This window comes from Ollibium composti, from assembly GCF_004801285.1.
Lineage (GTDB): Bacteria > Pseudomonadota > Alphaproteobacteria > Rhizobiales > Rhizobiaceae > Mesorhizobium > Mesorhizobium composti.
This window is the reverse complement of the sequence record NZ_SSNY01000009.1, coordinates 1-24,791: the sequence shown is the minus strand read 5'-3', so window position 1 is coordinate 24,791 and position 24,791 is coordinate 1. Positions and strand designations below refer to the sequence as shown.

Sequence of the window (24,791 nt, the reverse complement as noted above, 5' to 3'; positions counted from 1 at the left end):
GGTTACTTGACGGCACCGTATGCGCCGGCCATCGCCCCGTTGGCGCCCCTCAGTTCAAAGGTGCCGCCGACCTCTTCCGCACCCGGTCCGTAGAAGCGGCCGTCCGCCGTGCCGGTCATCGAGTTGTCGGCCGTCGTGACGTTGCCGGACAGGCCGCCCGCTGCGATGGCGAGGTTGCCGGACATGTCGAGGTTGGCGTCCGGGCCGCCGTTCTGAAGCGTGGTGTTGGTGGTCGAGAACTGGGCGGTCTTGGCTCCGAAATCGACGTCGAGCGCAGTGTCCGCCGTCATCACGTCAGGACCTGCCGCATTGGCATAGATGCCGCCGGCCGTTCCCTTGAACTTCGCGGTTGAACTGGAGGGAATGTCCGCCGCAGCCGTTTCGGCTCCCATGCTGAAGGCTCCGACTTTGCCGCCACTGGCGCCTTCCGTCATCCAGGCACCGTAGGTCTGGTAGGAAAAGCCGTTTGCATCCGGATCGGCGAAGCCGATGGCGGCGCTGCCGTCCTTGGCCTCGCCGATGACCAGCTTGCCGTTTCCGGCATAGGCTAGGTCGGCGTTGCTCCCGTTCCATGTCTTGGACGTGGTGCCCGTCTTCAGGCTGACCGAGGCGATATCGCCGTCGGCATCCGTTTCCACGTCCGCCTGCACCGCCGACGAAGCGCCGAACGGCGCCAGTGCGAAGCCCTGCTGGTCTACGGTGTAGGCCGCTTCACGGCCGTTGCCCTTGATGGTCGTGGTCTTGCCTGCCTGTATGGGAAACTTGGTGAAGCCCAGCGCGCCGCCCGGACCGCCAGGCCCTCCAGGTCCGCCCGAGCCACCGCCGCAGCCGGCCAGGGCCAGCGGCGCTGCAACACAGACCAACAACTTGCTTGTTTTGAAAGGATTCACGCCCCTGCTCCTGCTTTTGTCGCCTTTCAGAAATTCGATAAAGCGTCGCAGGTCGATAATCGACAACTCCCATTTGGGGAGGGCTCGGAAGTGGCCCGGCCGGCGAGGGGGACCGGCCGGGCCGTGTCCCGCGGGGTGCGGGACGGGGCAGGGAACCCCACCCCTAGAATCTAAGGCGGACGGCCCGCGTTTCAATGGTGGACTGAAGCGCGGGCCGTGAACGCTACTTGGCCGAGGCCACCGGCGCCACCAGCGGCGTGATGCGGCGGATGGCGACGCGTCGGTTCTCCCGCTCGGCGCCTTCGGTGTTCACCTTCAGGTAGCGCTCGCCGTAGCCCTGGGTGGTCAGGTTCTCCGCCGGGATGTCGAAGACGCTGGTCAGCGCCTCGGCAACCGCCTGCGCGCGCTCGTCCGACAGAACGAGGTTGGACTCGTCCGAGCCAACGGCGTCCGTGTGGCCTTCGATCAGGAAGGTCTCGGCCGGATTCTGCTTCAGGATCTTGTTGATGGCATCACCAAGCGCCTGAAGGTGGTTCACCTGATCCTCGCCGATCTCGGCCGAACCCGTGTCGAAGGTGATCGTGTCGAGGTCGACGCGGCGCACCTTGTCGCGGATGCGGGCCGAATGCACCACCTCGTCGATCGAGTAGATGCGCTCCACCGGTTCGACGGGCGGTGCGTCGAGATAGGTGTAGTAGTCATCCGGCTCCGCATACTGGGCATCCAGGATGTACTGGTCGGCCGGAATGTCGAGCCTAAGCGGGGGCAGGTCGGCGCCGGCGTCGTAGTAGCCGCCCCTCAGGCGATCATAATCGGACTCAGGCACGTAGTAGAGCACGACCTCGCGATCGTCCCGCGTGATCCGCGAGCGGCGCACGATATCGCCGTAGGAGTTGCGGATGGTGACGACGCGCGTGCCGTCGTCCTTGACGATGGTGTAGCGGCTGAAATCGTCCGGCAGTTCCTCGACATAGGAATCGCGGGCGTTGCGCTCCAGCCGCACGTTCACGTCGCGGTTGTCGACATAGATGTTGTCGCCTTCCTTGATGATGATGCGGTTGTTGACCTCCTTGACGACCTGGCCGTCGTTGCGGCTGCGCTGTTCCTCGCGCCGCTTGCGCCATTGTTGCTGCCACTCGTCGCGGTCGACGCGCTTGCCTTCCACGGCCTCGACCGATTCGATCCTGTCGATCTTGCCGATCTCGGTCTGCGCGGCCGAATCCGAGTCCGGCACCGCTTCGGGCTTGCCTTCCGCCTGGCCGGTCGCCGGCTGTTCGGCCTGTTCCTGGCCGGCCTGCGGCGCTTCGCCGGCGGGCTTGCCGTTGGCGCCGGCCTGTCCTTCCGCGCTGCCGGCGCCCTTGGCGCTGTCGGGCAGCGGGGCGGCGTTCTCGGGCTGCGGCCTGGCTTCGGCCTTGCCTTCCGGCATGGCCTGCTCGCGGGTGTTGGTGGGAAGCTCCGGCTCGGTCGTCGGCTTTGCCTCGCCTCCGGCCTTCTGGTCGGTCGCGGGCTGCTCTGGCTGGGCCTGATCGGCAGGCTGGCCTTCCTCGGCGGGCTTGGCGTTTTCGGCCGGCTGTTCTTCGGCCGGAGCGGTCTCGCCACCGCCCTGCTTCTTCTTTTTCAGGTAGTCGCGCAGCTTGTCCTTTTTGGAACCGGTTTCGGCCCCCTGGTCTGCCGGCTGCTCCCCCTGCGCCGGCGGCTGCGCGGCCTCGGCGGGTTTCTGTTCGGGCTGGGCCTCGGCCGGTTTCTCTTGCGGTGTCGGCGCCGCTTCCTCGGCCGGCTTGGTCTGCTCGGCAGGCGCTTCCTCGCCGCTCTGCTTCTTCTTCAGGTAGTTGCGCAGCTTGTCCTTTTTGGAACCGGTTTCGGCTCCCTGGTCCGCCGGCTGCTCGGCGCCTGATGGCGCGGCCTCGGCGGGAGCCTGTTCGGCCGGGGCCGCCTCCTGCGCGGGGGCGGCATTGTCCTGCTGTTCCTGGCTCTTGCGCTTCTTGCGCGGCTTCTGCTCGGGTTCGGCGGGGGCCGCCTGCTCGGCGGGAGCCTGTTCGGCGGGTGCCGCTTCCTGCGCGGGCGCGGCGTTGTCCTGCTGTTCCTGGCTCTTGCGCTTCCTGCGCGGCTTCTGCTCAGGTTCGGCGGGAGCCGCCTGCTCTGCGGGTGGCTGTTCAGCTGGCGCTGCCTGCTCGGCGGGAGCCTGTTCGGCCGGTGGCGCCTGCTCGGCGGGTGCGGCGTTCTCCTGTTGCTCTTGGCTTTTGCGCTTCTTGCGCGGCTTTTCTTCCGGCTGGGCCGCGTCCGGCGAGGCCTCCTCGGCAGCAGGCGCGCAGGTTTCGCCCTCGGGGCAGTCGGCCTGGACCCTGAGCAGCGGCAGGCTTCCCGCCGTTTCCGATACGGGGCTGGCGACGCGGTCGAGCGGCAGGGCGCTCAGCGGCGCGGACGCCATCAACAGGGCAATCGCGCTGCCGGCCAGGATTTGTGATTGGCGTTTCATCCGAAATCTCCTCTCGCACGCCCCTTCGCCGCCCAAACCGCTGAGAACCGCATTTGGTTCCGACGCGCCGGCCACCGAATGGCAACCGCACAAGGCGAGCGAAGGGCGATTTGGTGGTCATACCGGGGCGGGCGGGGTCGGTGGCTTGATTTCGCCATGCGTCGGGCGCACATCCCCCTGATGACTGAGCCGTTCTGGAAAACCAAATCACTGGAGGCAATGAGCCCTGCCGAATGGGAATCGCTGTGCGACGGCTGCGGCAAGTGCTGCCTGTCCAAGCTCGAGGACGAGGATACCGGCGAGATCTACTGGACGAGCGTGGCCTGCCGCCTGTTCGACGCCGGCACCTGCCGCTGCGGCGACTATCCCAACCGGCTGCAGCGCGTTCCCGATTGCGTCGGCCTGACCCCGCAGAACGTGCGCACGCTTCGCTGGCTGCCGGCGACCTGTGCCTACCGCCTCGTCGCCGAAGGACGCGATCTGTTCTGGTGGCACCCGCTGGTTTCGGGCAGCGCCGAGACGGTGCATGAGGCCGGCATATCGATGCGCGGACGCGTGCGCGCCAGCGAAAGCGATCTCGCCGAGCCGGAAGATTATTTCGACTACGTGCTGGAAGAGGAGCCGTAGAAGCGTTCCGAAAGCCGGAACCGGCGTGCGGGCACGGCGTTCCCCCGCTGGCCGCGTGAACGGCAGGTGAACGGCCGATTCCCGAACCGTTCAGGGGCGTGGCCTTAGGTTTCGGGCATCGCTTCGGCGAACCGCTCGAAACGCCAACAGGAGAAGACAGATGTTCAAGACCTTCAAGACCGCGGCCCTTTCGGCTCTCATCGGCCTCGGCGCGCTTGCCGCCGTTCCCGCCGTCGCCCAAGCGGACGGCATCTACCTCAATTTCGGCCATTCCGGCCCGCGCTTCGGCACCTATGACGGCGACCGCCATCAGACACGGGAGTGGCGCCGGGAGCGCGACTGGCGCCGCGGCTGCTCGCCGGAGCGTGCGCTCGACAAGGCCGAGCGCATGGGGTTGCGCCGGGCCCGCATCGTCGACATGAGCCGTCACACGATCAAGGTGGCCGGGCGCAAGTACAGCGACCGGGTCGTGGTGGTGTTCGGCCGCGAACGCGGCTGCCCGGTCGTCTATCGCTGATTCGCATTGGCGCGTAACGCGCGCCGTGTCCCCCTGAAAAAAGCCCCGGAGGATCGATCCTCCGGGGCTTTCAGCATTTTCGGGTCCGGTGCCGATTCTATTTCAGCTCGAAGGTGACGGTGACCTGCACCGTGTAGGAATTCTCGCCGGCTTGCACGGGTGCGGCAGCGCCGGCGGCGTCGAACGCCTTGGCCTGGATGGGCATCGGGGCCGGCCGGGTGTTCTGGTCGCTGATCTCGATCACGCGGCCGAGGCTGACTCCGGCCGCCTCGGCGAGCGTCCTGGCCTTGGCCATGGCGTCGGCCACGGCTTTCTTGCGCGCCTGGGTGAGGGTGGCGGCAGGGTCCTCGTTGGAGAAGGTGATGTTGCCGCCCTGGTTGACGCCGAGGGTGACGGCCTTGTCGAGGATTTCGCCGGCCTTGTCGATGTCGCGCAGGCGCACCGACAGCGTGTTGGTGACCTGGTAGGCGACCAGTTCGGCTTCCTGGCCGCCGTCCTTGTTGTTGGTGTAGTTGTAGCGCGGGCTGATCTGGATGCCCGCCGTCTGCAGGTCGCGCTCGGCGATGCCGAACGCCTTCATCGCCGCGATCACCGCCGCCATGGCGTCGTTGTTGGCGTCCATGGCCTCACGGGCGGTTTTCGCCTCGCGCATGACCGACAGCGAGATCAGCGCCATGTCGGGCGCCACGGTGGCCTCGCCTTCGCCCGAAACGGTGATGTGCGGCGGCGGCACCGGCTCGGCCGCCCTGGCGGCGGCGGGCAAAGCGAGCGCGGCTGCGAGCGCCAGCGGCAGGAACTGTTTCGGCATCTGTATCTCCATCATGCGAATGCTTGCCCACGCCCACTATGGACGCACTGTGGCGCGATTAAGGGCTGGGGCGCGGCGACAGCAACGGATGGTTGCTGAAAGCCTTGTGCGGGAAGACGAAAAACTCTAAGGCAGCCGCGTGGGGCCTGTAGCTCAATGGTTAGAGCCGGCGGCTCATAACCGCTTGGTTGGGGGTTCGAGTCCCTCCAGGCCCACCAATCCTCATTGTTCTTGAGACGACAAATCAGCGCTGACGCTTGCCACAATCTCGACTGACGCAGCTTTGGCAGAATTTAACGATAAGCCCTTGTGATAATTGAGAACATAAAAATTTTCTCTGGCGTTGAATCCGCGTCTGCCCCGAAAAAGCCATAGAATTGCCGCTGTCGCACTCGCTGATTCACAACTCATCTTGATTCATTCACAACTCACGCTGATTCCCGAGCGAAACCCTTCTGTCGGCGGACAGAATCAGGGTTCTTAACGAGAATGGGCCAGCTGGGAGTCTCGGCTTAGGCGCGAAGTCGACTAGACTGAACCGCCGAAGGACTGATCGAATGCTGGTTACTGCATGACATTCCGCCTCACTAAGTTCGCGCCGGCGATGCAGCAGATCCGTGTCGGCGACTTAGTCCGCGGAAATCTGGAATCCGATCTTCTTGACGACATTCTTGCCGACCCGCATCGCCGGGCCTTGCGATTTGGTCTCCGGAAGGAACTCGACTCCGAACTCCTCCAGGGCTTGCTGCACCCTTAGGCTGATTTCCAGGCCGACAGGTTCGCGCGCTTCTATCCGCACGATCGATCGCTTGCTCACCCTGGCCTTTTCGGCGAGTTGCGCCGGGGTGATGTCTAGGAGGGCGCGTGCGGCGCGCAGAAAGTCGTAGGATGCCTGCATGGGAACGTTCTAGCCGGAGCGAAAAGGGAACACCAGCCTTCAGGTCATCAGGCGTCGCGACGCCTGTTATGACCTGTGGACGCCTGTTGTCCGACGCCGTATGCCTGTCCTGCTGATTCCAGCGAATCGCAAGGATCCAATTGCAACGGATCCTTGGCCGGACAAACGGAGGCTTGCTGATGCTGTTGTTCAACCAGCACTCGGAACCCGATACCGATTTCGAACGCGACTTCTTGAGGTTCTCCTCGCTGGTCGCCGATATGGACCATATTCGTCATGGCGTGCCGCCAGTGACAATGGCCGGTGACGATGCTCCGCTTCTCGACCGCTGGCTTCTCGGGAATTTGTTGACACCGGCTTTGGTGGGACTATCGACGGGCCATCCGGCTCTTCCAGGGACCAATCGCCCGATCGCCACATCTCAGGTCTTGTTGATGTCGGCCGACATGAGTTGGGCGCGGACTCTGTCCCGTTGGTACCGGCTTGGCCGCCCGGCCGAGCGGTCCGGCCTGGACGCCTGAGCGGTTGGGGCGATGGCGATGTCCGACAAGAATTCACGCGGCAGTCGGGACCGTCACTTCGAGCGCCGTTTGAAAGCGGCGCAGGCGGGGCTGCACCTGCCGACGGAGATCGAACTGCTGCGGGGCATGCCGTTCCTGTTCGAGGACGTGGCGAGCGACATAAGGGAGTTCGCCGAGCGCCTGTCGCGGAGGTTGAAGCACAAGCCAAAGTTCGAAATCGCTCCCCTGGTCGCAACCCTGGACGATCTCGCCGTCGACCAGAGCGACGAGGCGCTGCGCTGTGTCGAAGCCGCCCTGGAAGCCGCAGGCGGCTTCAACACGATGTCTGCCTTCAATGCCCGACTTCGCATCAAATTCTATCTGGCCTCGCTCGGCGATCCGGACGCGGCCGCTGCCATTGCCAGCAGGACGGCATCCGTTGCGCTCGACGACGTTCGTGACTCCTGCGACTTCAGCCTTTTGCCACGGGCACTCGCCTGGTCCGTCGTGGCCAACGACTATGGCCACATGCGCAACAATGGGATTGTCAGGCTTCCTCGAGGCCGGGTGAGCGGCGACTTGCGCTTCCATGCGCGGGAGTTCGAAGCGGCGATCCGGCAAACGGAACCGGAAACGAAAAAACAGCAGGCAGACGAAGCTCCTTCTACCTATACGGCTGATGATGTCGCGAGGGTTCCCGCGACGGAACCTCCTCCGGTCGCCAAGCCGAAGGGAACTGTCATCATCTTCACTTCGATCGGCAACGACAGCACGTCCGAAGGCAAGCGCGTCGTCAAGGAGTTCGAGAAGCTTCTCAATATCGCCTTGCCGCTGCCGCCTGTTTCCGATCTCGCCCGCGTGCGGGAGCGGCTGGTCGAAGAATTCCCATACGCCGTCGCCGTCATCGACGAGTTGCTGAACCGCCTCGTCGGCCGGGACTATGTCCAGATCCGGCCGACGGTCCTGGTCGGCACGCCGGGATGCGGCAAGACAAGGCTGGCGCGGCGGCTGTGCGAAGAACTCGCCGTTCCCTTCGAACTGGTATCGTGCGGCGGATTGAACGACAGTTCGATCGGCGGAACCGCCCGGCGCTGGTCATCGGGAGAACCGAGCATCTCGGTGCTGTCGATCCGCCGCCATCGTTGCGCCGGTCCCGTCATTATCCGGGACGAGATCGAAAAGGTCGGCACCTCCCGGCACAACGGCAATGTCCACGACGTGCTGGTCGGCCTGTTCGAACAGGAGACCTCGCAACGCTGGTTCGATCCTTATGTCGAATCCCCCTGTGATCTGTCCCACGTTTCCTGGCTGATGACGGGGAACACGCTGGACACTGTTCCTTCGGTGCTGCTGGACCGCTGCCGGGTCATTGCTTTCCCGGAACCGGGGGCGGAACGGCTCGATATTCTGGCGCCTCGTCTTGTCGAGCGGATCTATGTCGATGCCGGGCATGATCCGCGCTGGGCGACGCCGCTCGAGCAGTTTGAACTGACGGCACTCGCCGATCATTGGCGTGGCGGTTCCATTCGCAGGCTCCAGCACCTCGTGGAAACACTGGTCGAGGCGCGCGAGCGGCATAGGGTGAGGCAATGAGTGTGCGGCCGCCTTCAGTTCGATCGAAACGACCACGACATCGAGCTCCCAGCAGGAGCCGTCCATGAAGCGCAGGAAGAAGCGGAGCCGACATGTTCGGCCGGCGCCCCCACATCGGAAAGAAGCAGCATGAACGAGCGGCTCGCACGTCATCTCCTCAAGCGACTGAGCCGCAAGGCGATGGCTCTCGCCCTTGCGGATGCCGTCGAAGCGGGAATCCTTTGCCAGGTGGATGTCGAAAGCCACGGCCGGGTGCTCTCCGTTTATCGCCGCCATCCGGAAGCTGCCGGTGCGATGTCGCCGTCTCAAGCTGTCGCCATGCTATCGCGTCACCGCCGCAGGCTTCCCGACGAAACGACGCATCCAATCCTCGGGTCGGACGAGTTCGCCTTCGATACGGATAGAGAAAGGGACGCAACACCTACAGCAGAATCTTCGAAGGCGATCCCTGGCGAGTTCCCGTCTTCTGCACTGGCACGACGCTTCGACCTCGCCTTGGTGAAGGCGATACGTGAAGCCGCGGAACCGCCGTCCGCTGCCGACGTCGCCGCCATGCTTCTTCTCGCGCAGGCCGTTCCGGACAATGGGACGGCACTTGCCCATGTCCTACGGGCGCTCAGGCTGCGGCGGCCGATCGTGACCGTTCTCGGCGAGACCAAAGGATTCGAGCGGACTTTCCTCGAACTCCTCAAGCGCGGCCTCATCCTTCCCGGGGCCGTCGAGCGCTCGAACGGCTATGAGGCACGCTACGATACCCTGCGCTTCGAGCGTGTCACCGCCGCTCGCCGACGCATCGTCACCTTCGCCGGAAGCGACCGCGGCGACGAAGACGACGAAGGGCAATACGGCATCGCCGCCCAGAGCACCTATCCAATCCTTGCCGTCGCCGAGAATCAGGAGCGGCTCTCCCCGAAGCTTGTCCAGGCGGCGCAACTCAGTCTTGCTTGCGGAACGCTAAATGCGGAAATCGTTCGCCGCATCATCGAGACGGTGCTTGGCGCGCCGCCCTCGGCGGGCAGGCTCGACGGCATCGACTTCGGGCGGCTCAGCCTCGGCGACATCGCGATCGCCGTCCGTCCCGGTGTCGCCCCCGACACGGCGGCAAACAGCCTGCGCAGGATAGCCGAGGCAAGCGAATCCGGCGAGGGTCCTGGGGATGGTCCGGGCAGACCGTCCGGGAAGGCGAAGGCTCGGTCCTCCGATTCTTGGCCGACGCGCCGCAACGCCGATCCCGGCTTCGGAACCGACATCATCCAGCCTGAAACGCCTTCCGAAGCCCGCGCCGGACATCCTGCGCCGACGATCGAAACTTTGTCCGGCTATGGCGAGGCCAAGGAATGGGCCCTGCAGATCCGGGATGAACTGCCGCTCTGGCGCGCCGGCGACCTTGCCTGGACCGACATGAGCACGAAGGTGCTCCTGTCCGGTCCGCCAGGCGTCGGCAAGACGCATTTTGCCCGTGCGCTTTGCCATACTTTGCAAGTCCCCTTGCTTGCGACATCGGTGGCGCGCTGGCTCGAGCCGTCCAATCTCGGCGACGTGCTGAAGCGCATGAAGCGGACGTTCGCCGAGGCAGAGGCGCAAAAACCCTGCATTCTGTTCGTCGACGAGTTCGACGGCATCGGCCGTCGCGTCGATCTTTCCAGGGATTATGCCGACTACTGGAACTCGGTGGTCAACTGCTGCCTGGAACTGCTGGACGGGGCGGCCCGCACAAGCGGTGTCATCGTGGTCTGTGCCACCAACAACCCATCCGTCATCGATGCGGCATTGCTGCGCTCCGGCAGAATCGACAGGCAGATCGAGATACTCTTGCCCGATGCCGAGGCACGGCTGGCGATCCTGCGCCACCATCTCGGCAGGGACATCGAGACGGTCACGGCCAGCGTCTCAAAGGCCGTCCTGGTCGAGAACGACCTTCGGAAAGTCCTGGAGGAAGGATTCGAGATGATGTCGGACAAACCCTACGCCACGCTGGTGCAGGCCGCCATTCCAATCCGAACTGAGGCTTCTCGGCCATGACGATCGTGCAATCTGCGAAATCGTCAGGACAGACATTGGCTTCCACCGCCCTGAAGTCGCTTGCCCGCAGAGCGCAAGGCATGACGGGCGCCGACATCGAGCGATGGGTCCGGGAGGCAAGACAGAAGGCACGACGCGACCGTCATGCGCTGTCCTATGCCGATCTCGAAACCCAGCTTGTCGGGACAAGACCGTCGCGCTCGATGGCGCTGCGATCGCGCATCGCCACGCACGAAGCGGGACACGCCGTCGCCCGCATGCTGGTCGGCTTCGGCCCCATCGCCGAAATCACCGTCGATGCCAAAGCCGGCGGCGGTTTTGTCGACGGGAGCATCGGCACGCATGACGAGATGACGGAAGCCAGGCTGACGGCCGTGCTGATCGGCGTGCTTGCCGGCCGCGCCGCAGAAGAGGTCATGCTGGAAACGGTGACGGTCAACGCCGGCGGCGCCGACCACAGCGATCTTGCGCTCGCCACCCGGTTGGCGCTCGACATGGAAACCATCCTTGGCATCGGCGGCAAGTGGCCCCTCGTTCACCGCAAGCCGAGTGATACACCCGAAATGCTTGCCGCCGATCCGGAACTCGCCGCCCGCATCAACGAGCGGCTCGAGCGAGCTTACCAGGCCGCCTGCACCATCGTGCGCGAACAAACCGATGCCATCGACTTCCTGGCCGAGCAGCTGTTCGAGGCTGGAACGCTGGACGGACCGGAACTCGATGCCGTCCTGGCCGAGACCCGAAAACGCATCCGTGAGCGGCCCGGCTGAGCCGGAAACGCGCTCGACAAGTACTCAGTCCTTCAGCAGGGGTGCGAATCCCGGATGGACGAGCGCGTCCATACGCCATCCAAAGGATTCCATCTTATGAAACTCTGGCTGTTCTCCGACCTACATCTCGAAGTCGCCGACCTGCACCAGCCGCTCGCGATTCCAGATGCCGACGTCTGTGTCGTCGCCGGCGATCTCTGTCGCGCGCCGGCCAACGGCGTCTATTGGCTTGCCGAGAACATCGCCCATGCGATGCCTTGCGTCTACGTTGCCGGCAATCACGAATTCTACAAGGGCGGGATCCGCGAAGGTCTCGAAGATGGCAGGGCAGCGGCCGCACGCTTCCCCGCCGTTCACTTCCTCGAAAACCAGTCGGTCGTCATCGACGGCGTCCGTTTCCTCGGCGCGACGCTATGGACTGACTACCGGATCGAAGGCTCCCCGGAGCTGGCGATGCGTTACGCCCGCGAGCGCATGAACGACTATCGCCAGATCGCTGCCCAAAGGAATCCCTGGCAGCGCTTCGTCCCGCAGACCGCCTACCGGATGCACCAGGAGACGCGGCGCTTCATCGAAACCGCCCTGAAATCCGATCCCATCCCCACCGTCGTCGTCACCCATCACCTGCCGCATGCGCGTTCCGTTCCGGCAAGGTTCAAGGGTGATTTGCTGAATGCCGCCTATGCGTCGGACCTGTCGCAGATAATTGAACAGCAGCAACCGGCGCTATGGATTCATGGGCACACGCACGACAGCTGCGATTACTATGTCGGCGCCACGCGGGTTGTGTGCAATCCGAGAGGGTATGAGGATGAAAACGCGTTGTTCGATCCGGGGCTGGTGGTAGCCGTGAATGATCACGCAATCTAGCAGTCGCTGAACGGCTGCTTCGCGCCCCCGTTTCGGTCATTCAGGCGGCTAGGAAACATCCCCGAAATCAGCCGATCGAAGCGGCACTTCGATGTTCCCCCATAGGCAATGGGTGTGGCTCTGCCGTAACGATGCGCTGCACCCACTCGTCGACCTTGAACGTGTTCGAGGAGTCCTTAAAGCGAGATGATCGACCAAGAACGAGAACACCCCGTGTGATTCAATGCGTCTCGAATGCGCCAGCTTGATCAGGGATCTCGTTCGCGGATTTCCATCAGGGCCAGCGGAAACTGCTCCGCACAAAGCAGGCCGGACATATGAAAGCGACCGATCAGAAGTTCACCAAAAGCCAATGCCAATCGGGGGTGTCCACATATGAATCACAATCGCGCCACAGACGGAATCCCGAACCTCAACAGACCTTAGGAGACTACGCCCTTCTCTCTATCCGCCGCGCATTTCGGCGATGACCTCGTCGGTAGACCGGGTGCGGCAATAGTGGCCCCGCATGGATTCGATCGAGGTTCTGTGGTTCTCGTCCGTTTCGGCCGCACAACAGTCTTCCACCTGCGTGACCAGGAAACCGCGGTCGGCTGCATCGCGGATGGCGGATTCCACGCATTGATCGGTCACGACGCCATATACGACGAGATATTCTACTCCGAGATTGCGCAGCACATACTCGATGTTTGTGCAATTGAAGATGCCCGATGCGGTCTTGGGGATGACGATTTCGTCGCCACGCGGGCCGACCTCGTCGATGACCTTGGCCTCCCACGATCCCTTGGGAACGTTCAGACCCGAGATCTTGTGATCCAGGCTGCGGTCGCGTCCGTCCTGCGTCAGGCTTTCGATGACCGTGAAGATGATTTCGATCCCCGCCTGCCGGGCAGCCGCCTGGAGACGTATCTGGTTGGGAATGACGACATTGGCGATGCGCTCGTAGAAGGCGCGCTTGTCGGCGTGTTTCGATCCCGGCGTACGGGCGGAAGCCAGGAGTTCAGCGTTGAACTCGCCGTTTTGCATGTCGATGTTCAAGAGCGCGGTGCGAGCGGGAACGAACCCGCGCTCGCGGTAGGCACCATTCGGTGCGAAGATGTCCGATGGGGCGGGCAAGGCAGGCTCCTTGGTCAGAGAAACTGGATATGGATTGTAATAGAGATTACGGATGTTGGAAGATGCCTCGACAATGTTCCGGAATTATCCTGCATGAAACGAACCGAAGGCCGTATGACCGAAGCTGAGAGGGCCACCCGGAAACGACCCGGCGCCCCTGCCGGCACGGCGACGCTGGCTGACCGCATCGCGGCCAGCCTGCCTTCGCTCAGCGCCGCCGAGCGCCGTGCCGCGCGCGCCTTGCTCGCGCGCTATCCGACCACCGGCATGGAAACGGTGGCGCTGTTTGCCGAACGCGCAAAGGTGAGCGCACCGACGATCCTGAGGTTCGTCGCAAAGCTCGGTTTCGCCGGATATCCGGATTTTCGCCGCGCCCTGCGCGTGGAGATGGAGGCGCAGACCGAATACCCGCTGACCAGGCGCCAGGCTGTTGGCACCTTCGACGCAAGCCGACCGGCGGCGTTCAGCGCGCTGGCGCAAGGGCTTGTCGAAGCCGTGCAGAACTCCCTGGCCATGGCGGGCGAAGCCGATATCGACCGGCTGACCGATATGCTCATAGACGAGCGGCGGCAGGTTTTCCTGTTCGGCGGGGATTTCACCGAGCCCGCGGCGCGTCATCTGGAATTCCACCTGCGCAAGATGCGCGGCCGGGTCAGGCTGTTTTCACAGGCGCTGCCGCGCCGCGCCGACGAACTCGCCGAACTTCGTCGGCGCGATGTCGTCATTCTCTTCGATATCCGCCGCTACCAGTCGGACACGACCCGCACGGCGGAAGTCGCCAAGCAGCAGGGTGCCACCGTGGTGCTTTTCACGGATCAGTGGATGTCGGACGCGGCCCAGGTGGCGGATATCGTCCTGCGCGCCCGCGTCGACGTGCCCTCGCCATGGGACAGCCTGATCGGGCTGATCGGCATCGTCGAATTGGTCGCGCTGTCGGTGGATGCCCGCAAGTGGCCGGTAGCCCAGGCTCGCTACGAAACGATCGAAAGCGTGCGCGCCAAGCTGCTGCGCTGAGGGTCTGCGCCGGCTCTGCGCGAGCGGGCCGGTGTACGATCACGCTTGAAAATGCAAGGCCGCGAACCAACGGACGCCGACGAAAACAGTCGCACGCGCTCCGATGTTCCTTAAAATTACGATATTCGGCTCTTGGTGCCATCTTGTAATATTTTTATCTGTCATGTTAGCCTTCGCTGCGGTCGCAAGTTCGAGTGGGGGATGGATGACAATCGAGCGCGAGACGATCATTACCGTCTGCTGCAGCGACATTGCCGGCCAGGTGCGCGGCAAGGGCTTTCCCGCGAGCGATCTGGACAACCGCCGCCGTTTCGGCGTCGGCTGGACCCCCACCAACATCATGATCAACTGCTTCGGCCGAATCCCGGCCACGCCGTTCGGTGCCGAAGGGGACCTGATGCTCGTGCCGTCCCCGGATGGTGACATCACGCTGGACTATGGCGATGGGGGGGCGGTGGAGCGCATCGTGCTCGGCGACATCCTTTCCATGTCCGGCCAGCCCTGGGATTGCTGCCTGCGCAGCCTGCTCAAGCGGGCGCTCAGGACATTGAAGGAAGAGACCGGGCTCGGTCTGCTGGCGAGCTTCGAACATGAATTCTGGCTGGACGGCGGCGAGGAGCGGCCCGGCGACTCCTACGCTGCCAGCACACTGCGCGGCATCGAGCCTTTCATCGGCGACTTCGTCGGGGCACTGCGCGCCAATGCGATCCCGCCTGACACCTTCCTGCCGGAATTCGGACCGCGTCAGTACGAGATCACGGTCGATCCCGCCGAAGGGCTTTTTGCGGCGGATCAGGCCGTAAAGCTGCGCGAGATCGGCCGATCTGTGGCGCGACGGCACGGCTATCATCTCAGCTTCTCGCCGGTGGTGACGCGCGGCATCGTCGGCAACGGCGTCCATATCCATTTCAGCCTGATCGATGCTGCGGGAAAGCCAGTGGCCTACGATCCCACCAAGCCCGGCGGGCTCAGCGCAGTCGGCGCTTCCTTCGCGGCCGGCATCCTGCGCCACGCTCGCGCGCTATGCGCCGTGACGGCGCCCAGCGTCATTTCCTACGAGCGCCTGAAACCGCATTCCTGGTCGGCCTACTATGCCAATCTCGCGGATCGCGACCGCGAGGCCCTGCTGCGCATCTGCCCCTATCCGGAAGTGGAGGGCGTGGACGTCGCCAAGCGCTACAATTTGGAGTTTCGCGGGGCGGATGCAACGGCCAGCCCCTATCTGCAACTGGCGATGCTGGTGTTCGCCGGGCTTGCCGGCATTCGCGACAGCCTTCCCGCACCCTTCATTTCCAGCGGCGATCCCGGCACCCTAAGCGACGACGAACGCGCCCAGCGCGGTATCGCGGACCTGCCGCGCAGCCTCGGAGAAGCGCTCGATGCGCTGGAAGCTGATGCGGACGCGATGGCGTGGCTCGGGCCGACGCTCGCGAAAGCCTACCTGATGCACAAGCGCGGTGAAATGACGATGGCGGCCGACAAGGACATCGACGAGCTGTGCCGCATCTACGCCGGGGCCTATTGACCATGGCCGAGAGCCTCGCACAATCATCGCCAACGCTTCTGGGGCCGACCGATCCGGCTCCGGTCGGGTTGCGAAATATCCTCGGAGGCTCGCCGTTTTTCCTGATCTGCGACCATGCCGGCAACGCCGTTCCCGCCGCGCTCCACGATCTCGGACTGAATGGCGACGAGCTTGGCCGGCACATTGGCATCGACATCGGCATTCTCGGCGTGTCGGAGCGGCTCTCCGACCTGCTCGCAGCACCTTTGGTGTTCCAGCGCTATTCGCGCCTGGTGGTGGAGTGCAATAGACGGCCAACGGCGTCGGATTTCGTCGCCGCCGTCTCCGACGGCACGCCGGTTCCGGGCAACGCCGGCATTTCGGCAGAGGAGCGCGCGCGCCGCGCCAGCGAAATTTCCGAGCCCTATCATCACGAGATCGTTTCCCGTCTCGATGAAAGGCAGGGGGCGGGGCGCCCCACCATTCTGGTGTCGATGCATTCGTTCACGCCTTCTCTGCGGGCGCGCCCGTCGCTGCGGCCGTGGCACGTCGGTCTGTGCTATGACGCCGACCGGCGCTTCACCATGCCGGTGCTGGATGCGCTCGACAGGGAGCCCGGCTTGAATGTCGGCCGCAACGAGCCTTACGGCGTCAACATGGCGGCGGATTATTCGATCCCGGTTCATGGCGAGGAACGGGGCCAGCTTTATGTGGAATTCGAGATCCGCCAGGATCTGATCGCCTCTGCCGAAGGGCAGGTGGAGTGGGCGGATCGCATAGCCCGGGTCCTGACCGCCGCCTATGCCGCCTATGCGGGAGGTGCCGCATGAGCCGAAGCCAGCCAGCGGCCCGAAACGAAGCGATCGATCCGGCACGGACCGCGATCCTGATGATCGATACGCAGGCCGGCATCTTCCATGCGGGAGCCGAAAGCGCCCGGCCGTACTTCTTCCGGCAGGCGCGAGACGTCGCCATCCCCAATATGGCGCGCCTGATCGCCGCGGGGCGGGCGGCCGGAGCCGAGATCGTCTACACGGTCATCGAAAGCTTGACGCTGGATGGCCGCGACCGCAGCCTCGATTACAAGCAGACTGATTTTCATTTCGCGCCGGGCAGCCCGCAGACCCGCGTCATCGAGGAACTGCGTCCCGGCGAAGACGACATCGTGCTGCCGAAGACCTCGTCCAGCCTCTTCAATTCGACGATCTTCGAATATCTGCTGCGCAATATCGGATTGGATACCGTCGTCGTCACCGGCTTCCTCACCGATCAATGCGTCGACCATACCGTTCGCGACGGCGCCGACCGGGGTTTTCGCATGATCTGCCCGATAGACGCCTGCACAACGGACAGCCAGGAACGCCACGATCGGGCGCTCTCCGCCTTCAAAGGATATTGCCGGCAGGCAAGCACCGCCGATCTGGTGGCGGAAATGCAGGCCGCAGGCGACGGGGGGCGGTGATGGCGGGCGAGGCGACGACGCTACAGGTTGAAGCCGCGACGTCGCCCCTCATCTTGCGCACCCGTGGCCTGACCAAGGCTTTCCGCGGTCTCGTCGCCCTCAAGGATCACGCCATCGAACTGCGCGAGCGCGAGATCATGGGCGTGATCGGTCCCAACGGCTCGGGCAAGAGCACCTTCTTCAATCTCATCACCGGTTTTTCCAAGCCGAACGCAGGGCAGATCGAGTTCCGGGGTCGGTCCATCATCGGGCTGCGAACCGAACGGATCGTCTCGCTCGGTATTGCGCGCACCTTCCAGGGCTCGCGCCTGTTTCCTTCGCTTACGGTGGAAGACAACGTGCTGGCGGCAGCGCAGCTGCGCCACCCGGTCGGTCCGCTCGATTCGGTGCTGCGCACGGCGCGCTATCGCACGCGCGTCGACAAGGCCGAGGCGATAGCGGAGCGGCTTCTCGATCTCATGGGGCTGACGGCCCAAGCGGGCCGGCTCGCTTCCCAACTGCCATATGGCGACCAGCGACGGCTTGAGATCGCTCGCGCGTTGGCCACCGAGCCGGCGCTGCTTTTGCTGGACGAGCCGGCAGCCGGTCTGGACTCCAACGAGACAACAGCGCTGGTCGAACTGATCCGCAAGATACGCGATCTGTTCGGCGTCACGGTGGTGGTCGTCGAGCACGACATGGACCTCATCATGGCCGTATGCGAACGGATCCAGGTGCTTGCGACCGGCGAGGTGATCTGCGTCGGCACGCCCGAGCAGGTGCGCAACGACCCACGCGTCAGGGAGGCGTATCTCGGCCATGCCTGAAGCTGCGATCCCCCTGCTGCACATAGATTCGCTCGAAGTCAGGTTCGGAGCGGTGAGGGCGCTGAAGGGCGTTTCCATGGACGTCCGGCAGGGGGAGGTGGTGGCGCTGGTCGGAGCCAACGGGGCGGGCAAAAGCACGACATTGCGCACCATATCCGGATTGTCGCGGCCCCGGTCTGGGTCGATCACTTTCGCCGGCGCCTCGATCGGCGGTCGCCCGCCCCCGCAGATCGTGCGGCTCGGTATCGCCCATAGTCCCGAAGGGCGACGCCTGTTCGGGGCGCTGACGGTGGCGGAGAACCTGCGGCTCGGTGCCTGTACGCGCACGGATCGGGCGAAGATCGCGGCCGACACGGAGCGTCTGTTCGCGCTGTTCCCCATTCTGAAGCAACGCTGGCGCCAGCTTGCCGGCACGCTGTCCGGCGGCGAGCAGCAGCAACTGGCCCTTGCCAGGGCGCTCATGGCCAAGCCGCGGCTTCTGCTGCTCGACGAGCCGTCGCTCGGCGTGGCGCCGCTTCTGGTGCGCCAGATCTTCGACGCGCTCGGCGAACTCAAACGGCAGGGCGTAACGATGCTGCTGGTCGAACAGAACATCAAACTCGCGCTGGAACTGGCTGACCGGGCCTATGTCCTGCGCACCGGAAGCGTGGCGCTGTCCGGTTCCTCGGCCGAACTGCGTGACAGCGACCGCGTTGCCCAGGCCTATCTGGGGGCGGCGGAATGAGCGGGTTCGAGTACATCGTCCAGCAGATCGTCAACGCTGTCAGCCTTGGCAGCCTCTATGCGCTGGTGGCCGTCGGCCTGTCGATCGTCTTCGGCGTGTTGCGGCTGACCAATTTCGCGCATGGCGACGTCATGATGGTGGGGGCCTTCACCACGGTGCTGCTCAACGCGCTCGGCCTGCCTTTCGTACCGGCGATGGCGGCCGGCGTGGTTGGCGCCGCGTTGGCCGGCTTCCTGATCGAGCGGATCGCCTACCGGCCTGTGCGAGACGCGCCGGACGTAACGCGGCTGCTGACCAGCCTGGCGGTGACCTACATCCTGGAAAATCTCGGCATCCTGCTGTTTACCTCTTCGCCGCGCAATTTTCCGCTGCCGGCTATTCTGAACGAATCCTGGCAACTGTCAGGAGGCGCGATCACTTTCACCAACATCAACCTTCTGACGATTGCGCTCACCTTCGTCTCGCTGCTGCTGCTCGGTTGGTTCATCACCCGCACTACGACGGGCCTCGGCATGCGCGCGGCCGCCGAAGACATGCCGGCAGCCCAACTTGTCGGCCTGGACGTCAACCGGCTGATCATCGTGGCCTTCCTCGTCGCCTCCGCCTATGCCGGCATAGCGGGCGTTCTGTGGGCGGCACAGGCGGGCGTGGTGCAGCCGCAGATGGGCTTCACGCCGCTGCTCAAGGCGTTCGTGGCGGCCATCATCGGCGGCTTCGGCTCGATCGCCGGCGCCCTGCTTGGTGGCTACGTACTCGGCGCGCTGGAGATCTTCATCGTGGCCTTCCTGCCGAGCAGCGTGTCCTCCTACCGTGACGCCATCGTCTTTTCCATCCTGATCGCCTTCCTGCTGGTACGGCCCGGCGGGCTGCTCAAGCCGAACCGGGAGATCAAGCTATGAGCGGCGACTGGCGCATCCCTCTCGTACTCCTGGCGGTCTGCGTCCTGGCCGCTGCTGTCGCCTATGGCGCACCACACGTGCTGAGCGACTATTTCGTGCGCATCATCCTTCTGATCGCGCTCAACAGCATCCTCGTGTTGTCGCTTTCCCTCAGCAACGGCTTTACCGGGGTCTTCTCGCTCGGCCATGTCGGGTTCATCGGCGCCGGCGCCTATGTCTCGGGCATCTTGTCGATCCCCGTCCAGCAGAAGATGGCGTTGCTTCCGCACCTGCCTTCCTTCCTGCACTGGTTTAGCCTGCCGTTTTTACCGGCCACGGTCGTTGCAGGCCTGTTCACGGCCATTCTCGCGGTGATCGTGGGTTATCCGCTGATGCGGCTGTCGGGCTACTTCGTCTCGGTGGCGACGATGGGGTTCCTGATCATCGTCAATGTCGTGCTCATCAACGCCTCCGATTTCACGCGCGGCGCGCGCACCTTCACCGGCGTGCCGCTGGAAACGACGCTGCCCTGGGTATTCGCCTGGCTAGGGGTTACGCTGTTCGTCTTGGCCCGGCTCGTCTACTCGCCCTTCGGACGTTCCATGAAAGCCGTGCGCGACGACACAATCGCCGCCAGTGCCGTCGGCATCGGCGTGCTGCGCGCGCGGCTCATCGCCTTCGTGATCGGCGCCTTCTTCTCCGGCGTCGGCGGCTCCCTCTATGCGCACTATCTCGGTTCGTTCTCGCCCAACACCTTCTACTTCGCCATGATGATCAACCTCATCGCTATGCTGGTGCTGGGCGGAATGGAATCGCTGACCGGCGCGCTCGTGGGGGTGGTGTGCGTATCCATCCTGTCGGAACTGCTGCGTTCGGTGGAGCGCGGCTTCACGTTTGCAGGCATCACTGTGCCGGCCCTGTTCGGGGCCAGCCAGATCGTGCTCGGCTTCGTCTTCATCCTGATCATGATCTTCCGGCCGAAGGGGATCATGGGCGATCGCGAACTGACGTTCGGGCTCGCCGCAAGATCGGCAAGAGCCAGAAAACGAAGAGAGGAACAAAACGCATGATCACGCTCACCAGACGTAACACCCTCGGTCTCGGCCTGGGGGCGGCGGCCGCCGCACTTCTCACCAGCCGCACCGCAGGAGCCGCAGACCCGATCAAGATCGGCTATCCTGCCAACCTGACCGGCATCCAGGCTTCTCTCGACGGCCCGATGCTGAACGGAGCCAAGCTTGCCGCCAGCGAAATCAACGACGCCGGCGGGGTCCTGGGGCGGCCGATCGAACTGGTCGTCTATGACTCCAAAAGCGACGCGACCACCATTTCCACGGTGGCCAGCCAGCTGATCGACAGCGACAAGGTGGTGGGCATCATCGGCTTTGCCGATTCCGATTCCGTGCTGGCCATCGGCCCGCAGGTACAGACGGCGAAAATCCCCTTCATAACGCCGGGTGCGACGTCGCCCAAACTGCCGAGCCAGATCGGCGACGACATATTCCTTGCCGCCTTCGGCGACAACGTGCAGGCAGCCGTCGGCGCCGAGTTCGCACTCAACAAGCTCAAGGCCAAGACGTGCTATCTCCTCACCGACATCGGTGCCGAGTACACGACGCTGCTGTCCGACTATTTCGTCTCGGCCTTCGAGCATGGCGGCGGCAAGATACTGGAACGCGACACCTATAAGACCGGCGACAAGACGTTCACGGCCCAGATCGCCAAGCTGAAGGCGATGCCGGAGAAGCCTGACTTCATCTTCTCTTCCTCGCTCGCCGAGGAAATAGGCCTGATCCTCAAGCAGTTGCGCCAGGCCGGCATCACCTTGCCGGTGGTCGGCGGCGACGGTTACGATTCGCCGCTTCTGATCGAAGTGGGAGGCGAGGCGGCCAACGACACCTACTTCACGACCCATGCCTTCGTGGGAGAGGGTGCCAGCCCGAAGGTCAAGGCCTTCAGCGAAGCCTACAAGAAGGCGACGGGTAAAGAGCCGGAGAATGCTTTCGCCCCGCTCGGCTACGACACGGTGAAACTGATGGCCGACGCAATCAAGCGCGCGGGTGAGCCCGACCCGGCCAAGATCCGCGACGCGCTGGCGGCGACATCCGGCCTTGAAGGCGTCACCGGAACGATCACCTATCGTCCGGGCGTCTCGGTGCCGGACAAGTCCGTCTCGGTCATCGGCGTCAAGGACGGCAAGCTGTTCCTGGCCGACGAGGCCGCCCCGTCTTTCGTGGCGGAGCCGTAAGCATGAGCGGCGGCAGCAGTCTTTGGGAGCTCTATCGATCCGGTCTTGGCGGCGCGACCTTCACCGATCTGACGCATGCCTTTCATCCGGGGCAGCCGCATTTCCCGGCTTTTCCGGATGAGGAGCGGCGGACGGTGCTCGACTATCCGAAGGGAGACGCCTTTCAGGTGCACCACTACGGCTTCGTCGGGCAATGGGGGACGCATGTGGACCCGCCGATCCATTTCATCGAAGGCGGGCGCACGCTCGACCAGATCCCGGTTTCCCAGATGCTGCTGCCGCTCGTCGTCATAGACATGACAGCCAAGGTCGCGTCGAGCCCGGATGCCACACCCGGGCTCGACGACATCGATGCATGGGAGGGGCGCAACGGAAAGGTCCCAGCCGGCTCATTCGTGGCGCTCCGCACCGACTGGTCGAAGCGTTGGCCGGACCCCGAGCGCATGTTCAACCGGTCGCCGGATGGCACGTCGCACACGCCCGGTTGGTCGCGCGAAGTATTGGAACTGCTTCTGGAAAAGCGTGGAGTCACGGCGATCGGCCACGAGCAGATCGACACAGATCCGGGCATCTCCACATCGGCGGGAGACTACGGGCTCGAACGTTACGTGCTGTCCCTCGACCGATGGCAGATCGAGCTTCTGTGCAATCTGGACAAGGTGCCGGAAGCGGGCGCGCTGATCATGGCGACATGGCCGAAAGCGAAGGGCGGATCCGGTTTTCCCGCTCGCGCGGTCGCCATTCATCGCTGAGCCACGGCAGATATTGGTGAGGACAGGGGGCATGCCGGTCGAATCCAACTTCTAGCGGGCGGGGCGGCGATACAACTGCGGGAAGCGGCGGGTCTTCGCCGCCTCCATATGAATATCGAGACGTCGAGGTGGGCATCCTGCAGATGAGAACGCCGCCCGCACCGCGACAACCCCAGATTTGAAAGCTTCATCGGTATCGGCATGACAAATTACGATGTGCTCAACGTACGCCAGCAGTTTCCAGGACTTCGCCGCCTGAAGAACGGTCGAGCGGCCGCCTTCCTTGATAATCCGGCAGGAACGCAGGTGCCATTGTCCGTCGTGGAGCGGATGACGGACGTAATGCTCAACAAGAACGGCAATCTTGGCGGCGCGTTCGATACCTCGCTGGAGGCATCGGAGTCCGTCGCCAAAGCTCACGCGGCGGCGGATGCCTTCGTGAATGCGGCCGCGTCAGGAGAAGTCTTCTTCGGCCAGAGCATGACGTCGCTGACCTTCGCCATGTCTCGCACGATCGGCGCGAAATTTCGCGAAGGGGACGAGATTATCCTGACCCGGATGGACCATGATGCCAATGTGGCGCCCTGGTTGCTGCTGGCCGAGGACAGGGGCCTCACCGTTCGCTGGCTGGACTTCTCCCCGGAAACCTTCGAATTCGATCTGGACGATCTCGCGCCTCTCTTGACCGAACGCACGAAGCTGATGGCTGTTTGCTATGCCAGCAACGTCACCGGAACCATCAACGACATCGCCGGGATCTCGAAAATATGCAGAGATGCAGGCGTTCTCGTTTACGTGGACGCAGTGCAATACGCCCCCCACAGACCGATCGACGTCCAGGCGCTTGGTTGCGATTTCCTCGTATGTTCGGCGTACAAGTTCTTCGGCCCGCACTACGCGCTTTTCTGGGGCCGCAAGGAATTGCTGGAAGGGATGCGGGCCTACAAGGTGCGCGCCGCGTCCGACGCACTGCCCTGGCGCTATACGTTGGGAACGACCAATCGGGAAGAACTTGCCGGCATCCATGCGGCGATCGATTATATCGCCGGGCTTGGCGACAGCTTTGGCGGCACGGAACTCGCTTCAGGCTTCAGGTCGAGACTGCATGCCGGCTTCGACGTGATGAAACAGCACGACGACATGCTCGCGCGCAGACTGGTCGACGGGCTGAGGACATCCAGCAACCGGATCCGCATTCTCGGCATTACCGATCCCGCCGCTTTTGATCGCCGCGTTTCGACGGTCACTTTCACCGTCGATGGTATCGCTCCGTTGGAAATCGCGAAGTCGCTGGCGGACCACGGCGTGCAGGTGTGGAGCGGGCACAACTATGGCCTCGAGCCAAATCGTCATCTGGGAGTGCTGGCTGCGGGCGGGGGCGTCCGCATCGGTCCCGTTCACTACAACACCCTGGAGGAGATTGATCGCACCGTCTCGAAGATCGATCAATATATTCGCACCCACTAATACCAACGGCCCTCATGGCTGACCTGTGTGCGCCCACTGGCGCATGCCGATTGAGGTGATCGTCTGAGGCCTGGCGATAAGCTTTCGCCATGCGTCGCATGCAGCCTCGATGATGGCGTCGTAGTCGTCGAAGACCCGGTTGGAGAGGAAGTTGGCGCGCAGGTATTGCCAGACCTGCTCGACCGGATTGAGTTCCGGCGAGCGCGACGGCAGTAGGATCGGGGTGATGTTCTTCGGCCAAGCGAGATTGCCGGTGGTGTGCCATCCGGCGCGGTCCAGCAGCAGGACGGCGTGTGCGCCTCTCGCGACGTTGAGGGCGATCTCGTCGATATGACGCTGCATGGCGTTGGTGTCGGCGAAGGGTAGCGCCAATGCTGCGCCCACGCCCCGGGTCGGGCAGATAGCACCGAACAGATAGGCGCTCTCATAACGCTGGTCGGCGGGCTGGACTGGTCGTGTGCCGCGGCGCGCCCATTGCCTCACGAGGCCGTTTTTCTGGCCGATGCGTGCCTCGTCCTGGAACCAGATCTCGATCTTCTTCTTGCGGGCCACGCCAGCGAGGTGGGCCGCGAGCGTGCGCGGGAAGTTTTTTTGAACGCCTCGACGATCTCGCCGTCCTGCTTGGGGTGACGTGGCCTGGCGCTGATGTGCGAGAATCCCAGAGCCTTGAGCAGCTTGCCGATGGTGCGCTCGTGATATTCGACCCCGAACCGCTCCTCGATTGTTGATTTCCGCCGAGAACTGACCCGGGATTGGGCGGTTTTTCCATTGAGAAGTGACCCATGTTTGAACCCACCCCTGCTGGTTGATTGCAGGGGACTTTGGAGTGATAGACATGGCGTTACTGAG

At 63.9% G+C, this 24,791-nt stretch carries 23 protein-coding genes, 1 tRNA gene and 1 pseudogene; 19 read left to right on the top strand and 6 right to left on the bottom strand.

Annotation, left to right across the window (positions count from 1 at the left end):
* Window positions 1-2: 2 nt before the first annotated feature.
* Both E6C48_RS15330 and E6C48_RS15325 read right to left on the bottom strand, forming a co-directional pair.
* Window positions 3-890 carry a transferrin-binding protein-like solute binding protein gene (locus E6C48_RS15330; RefSeq protein ID WP_136358741.1) on the bottom strand — a complete coding sequence of 296 codons (888 nt, stop codon included), beginning with the start codon at window positions 888-890 and terminating at the stop codon, window positions 3-5.
* Window positions 891-1,113: 223 nt separating this feature from the next.
* Window positions 1,114-3,366, bottom strand: a complete 2,253-nt coding sequence (locus E6C48_RS15325; RefSeq protein WP_136358739.1) for an OmpA family protein — start codon at window positions 3,364-3,366, stop codon at window positions 1,114-1,116.
* 180 nt (window positions 3,367-3,546) lie between these two features.
* Here E6C48_RS15325 and E6C48_RS15320 point away from each other — a divergent pair, with 180 nt between their 5' ends.
* A complete protein-coding gene (locus E6C48_RS15320; RefSeq protein ID WP_136358737.1) occupies window positions 3,547-3,993 on the top strand; it encodes a YcgN family cysteine cluster protein in 447 nt (148 codons plus the stop codon).
* A 160-nt stretch (window positions 3,994-4,153) separates the two neighbouring features.
* The gene (locus E6C48_RS15315; RefSeq protein WP_136358735.1) at window positions 4,154-4,510 is read left to right on the top strand and encodes a hypothetical protein; all 357 of its coding nucleotides are present in this window, start codon (window positions 4,154-4,156) and stop codon (window positions 4,508-4,510) included.
* A 97-nt stretch (window positions 4,511-4,607) separates the two neighbouring features.
* Here E6C48_RS15315 and E6C48_RS15310 read toward each other — a convergent pair whose 3' ends face one another.
* Window positions 4,608-5,318: an SIMPL domain-containing protein gene (locus E6C48_RS15310; protein WP_136358733.1), complete on the bottom strand. Its 711-nt coding sequence runs from the start codon at window positions 5,316-5,318 to the stop codon at window positions 4,608-4,610.
* Window positions 5,319-5,460: 142 nt separating this feature from the next.
* On the opposite strand from E6C48_RS15310, the gene E6C48_RS15305 reads away from it, so the two are divergent.
* Window positions 5,461-5,536: transfer RNA gene (locus tag E6C48_RS15305), tRNA-Ile, on the top strand.
* Window positions 5,537-5,946: 410 nt separating this feature from the next.
* Here E6C48_RS15305 and E6C48_RS15300 read toward each other — a convergent pair.
* The gene (locus E6C48_RS15300; protein WP_206086512.1) at window positions 5,947-6,216 is read right to left on the bottom strand and encodes a helix-turn-helix domain-containing protein; all 270 of its coding nucleotides are present in this window, start codon (window positions 6,214-6,216) and stop codon (window positions 5,947-5,949) included.
* A 179-nt stretch (window positions 6,217-6,395) separates the two neighbouring features.
* Here E6C48_RS15300 and E6C48_RS15295 point away from each other — a divergent pair, with 179 nt between their 5' ends.
* From E6C48_RS15295 to E6C48_RS15275, 5 genes are all read left to right on the top strand, one after another.
* Complete coding sequence (locus E6C48_RS15295; protein ID WP_136358731.1) at window positions 6,396-6,737, top strand: DUF6634 family protein; 342 nt, start codon at window positions 6,396-6,398, stop codon at window positions 6,735-6,737.
* Between the two features lie 18 nt (window positions 6,738-6,755).
* A complete protein-coding gene (locus E6C48_RS15290; protein ID WP_168734550.1) occupies window positions 6,756-8,309 on the top strand; it encodes an AAA family ATPase in 1,554 nt (517 codons plus the stop codon).
* A 129-nt stretch (window positions 8,310-8,438) separates the two neighbouring features.
* Window positions 8,439-10,331 carry an AAA family ATPase gene (locus E6C48_RS15285; RefSeq protein WP_136358726.1) on the top strand — a complete coding sequence of 631 codons (1,893 nt, stop codon included), beginning with the start codon at window positions 8,439-8,441 and terminating at the stop codon, window positions 10,329-10,331.
* A 35-nt stretch (window positions 10,332-10,366) separates the two neighbouring features.
* Complete coding sequence (locus E6C48_RS15280; RefSeq protein ID WP_168734549.1) at window positions 10,367-11,101, top strand: FtsH/Yme1/Tma family ATP-dependent metallopeptidase; 735 nt, start codon at window positions 10,367-10,369, stop codon at window positions 11,099-11,101.
* A 96-nt stretch (window positions 11,102-11,197) separates the two neighbouring features.
* A complete protein-coding gene (locus tag E6C48_RS15275) occupies window positions 11,198-11,971 on the top strand; it encodes a metallophosphoesterase (RefSeq protein ID WP_136358722.1) in 774 nt (257 codons plus the stop codon).
* Between the two features lie 444 nt (window positions 11,972-12,415).
* Here E6C48_RS15275 and E6C48_RS15270 read toward each other — a convergent pair whose 3' ends face one another.
* Window positions 12,416-13,087 carry a cysteine hydrolase family protein gene (locus E6C48_RS15270; RefSeq protein ID WP_136358720.1) on the bottom strand — a complete coding sequence of 224 codons (672 nt, stop codon included), beginning with the start codon at window positions 13,085-13,087 and terminating at the stop codon, window positions 12,416-12,418.
* Window positions 13,088-13,180: 93 nt separating this feature from the next.
* Between E6C48_RS15270 and E6C48_RS15265 the strand changes: the two genes are divergently transcribed.
* The 11 genes from E6C48_RS15265 to E6C48_RS15215 all read left to right on the top strand — a co-directional run bounded on the left by E6C48_RS15265 (window position 13,181) and on the right by E6C48_RS15215 (window position 23,942).
* Entirely contained in the window at window positions 13,181-14,101 is a 921-nt protein-coding gene (locus E6C48_RS15265) for a MurR/RpiR family transcriptional regulator (RefSeq protein WP_136358718.1), read from the top strand.
* A gap of 205 nt (window positions 14,102-14,306) precedes the next feature.
* Complete coding sequence (locus E6C48_RS15260) at window positions 14,307-15,626, top strand: type I glutamate--ammonia ligase (protein WP_168734548.1); 1,320 nt, start codon at window positions 14,307-14,309, stop codon at window positions 15,624-15,626.
* Window positions 15,627-15,628: 2 nt separating this feature from the next.
* Window positions 15,629-16,435, top strand: coding sequence for an N-formylglutamate amidohydrolase (locus E6C48_RS15255; protein WP_136358714.1), 807 nt, complete (start codon window positions 15,629-15,631; stop codon window positions 16,433-16,435).
* A complete protein-coding gene (locus tag E6C48_RS15250) occupies window positions 16,432-17,067 on the top strand; it encodes an isochorismatase family cysteine hydrolase (RefSeq protein ID WP_136358712.1) in 636 nt (211 codons plus the stop codon). Before E6C48_RS15255 ends, E6C48_RS15250 begins: the two co-directional genes overlap by 4 nt.
* Complete coding sequence (locus E6C48_RS15245) at window positions 17,067-17,873, top strand: ABC transporter ATP-binding protein (protein WP_168734547.1); 807 nt, start codon at window positions 17,067-17,069, stop codon at window positions 17,871-17,873. The genes E6C48_RS15250 and E6C48_RS15245 overlap by 1 nt, the downstream gene beginning before the upstream one ends.
* A complete protein-coding gene (locus E6C48_RS15240) occupies window positions 17,866-18,597 on the top strand; it encodes an ABC transporter ATP-binding protein (protein ID WP_136358710.1) in 732 nt (243 codons plus the stop codon). The genes E6C48_RS15245 and E6C48_RS15240 overlap by 8 nt, the downstream gene beginning before the upstream one ends.
* Window positions 18,594-19,496: a branched-chain amino acid ABC transporter permease gene (locus E6C48_RS15235; RefSeq protein ID WP_136358708.1), complete on the top strand. Its 903-nt coding sequence runs from the start codon at window positions 18,594-18,596 to the stop codon at window positions 19,494-19,496. The genes E6C48_RS15240 and E6C48_RS15235 overlap by 4 nt, the downstream gene beginning before the upstream one ends.
* Complete coding sequence (locus E6C48_RS15230) at window positions 19,493-20,545, top strand: branched-chain amino acid ABC transporter permease (protein ID WP_136358706.1); 1,053 nt, start codon at window positions 19,493-19,495, stop codon at window positions 20,543-20,545. The genes E6C48_RS15235 and E6C48_RS15230 overlap by 4 nt, the downstream gene beginning before the upstream one ends.
* Window positions 20,542-21,723, top strand: coding sequence for an ABC transporter substrate-binding protein (locus E6C48_RS15225; RefSeq protein WP_136358704.1), 1,182 nt, complete (start codon window positions 20,542-20,544; stop codon window positions 21,721-21,723). The genes E6C48_RS15230 and E6C48_RS15225 overlap by 4 nt, the downstream gene beginning before the upstream one ends.
* Before the next feature lie 2 nt (window positions 21,724-21,725).
* Window positions 21,726-22,475: a cyclase family protein gene (locus tag E6C48_RS15220; protein WP_136358702.1), complete on the top strand. Its 750-nt coding sequence runs from the start codon at window positions 21,726-21,728 to the stop codon at window positions 22,473-22,475.
* 201 nt (window positions 22,476-22,676) lie between these two features.
* On the top strand, window positions 22,677-23,942 hold the full coding sequence (locus tag E6C48_RS15215) for a cysteine desulfurase-like protein (RefSeq protein ID WP_136358700.1): 1,266 nt from the start codon (window positions 22,677-22,679) through the stop codon (window positions 23,940-23,942).
* Between the two features lie 12 nt (window positions 23,943-23,954).
* Here the strand turns inward: E6C48_RS15215 and E6C48_RS15210 are convergent.
* Window positions 23,955-24,667, bottom strand: a pseudogene (locus E6C48_RS15210) (IS630 family transposase); the annotation flags it as partial.
* Window positions 24,668-24,791: the final 124 nt, after the last annotated feature.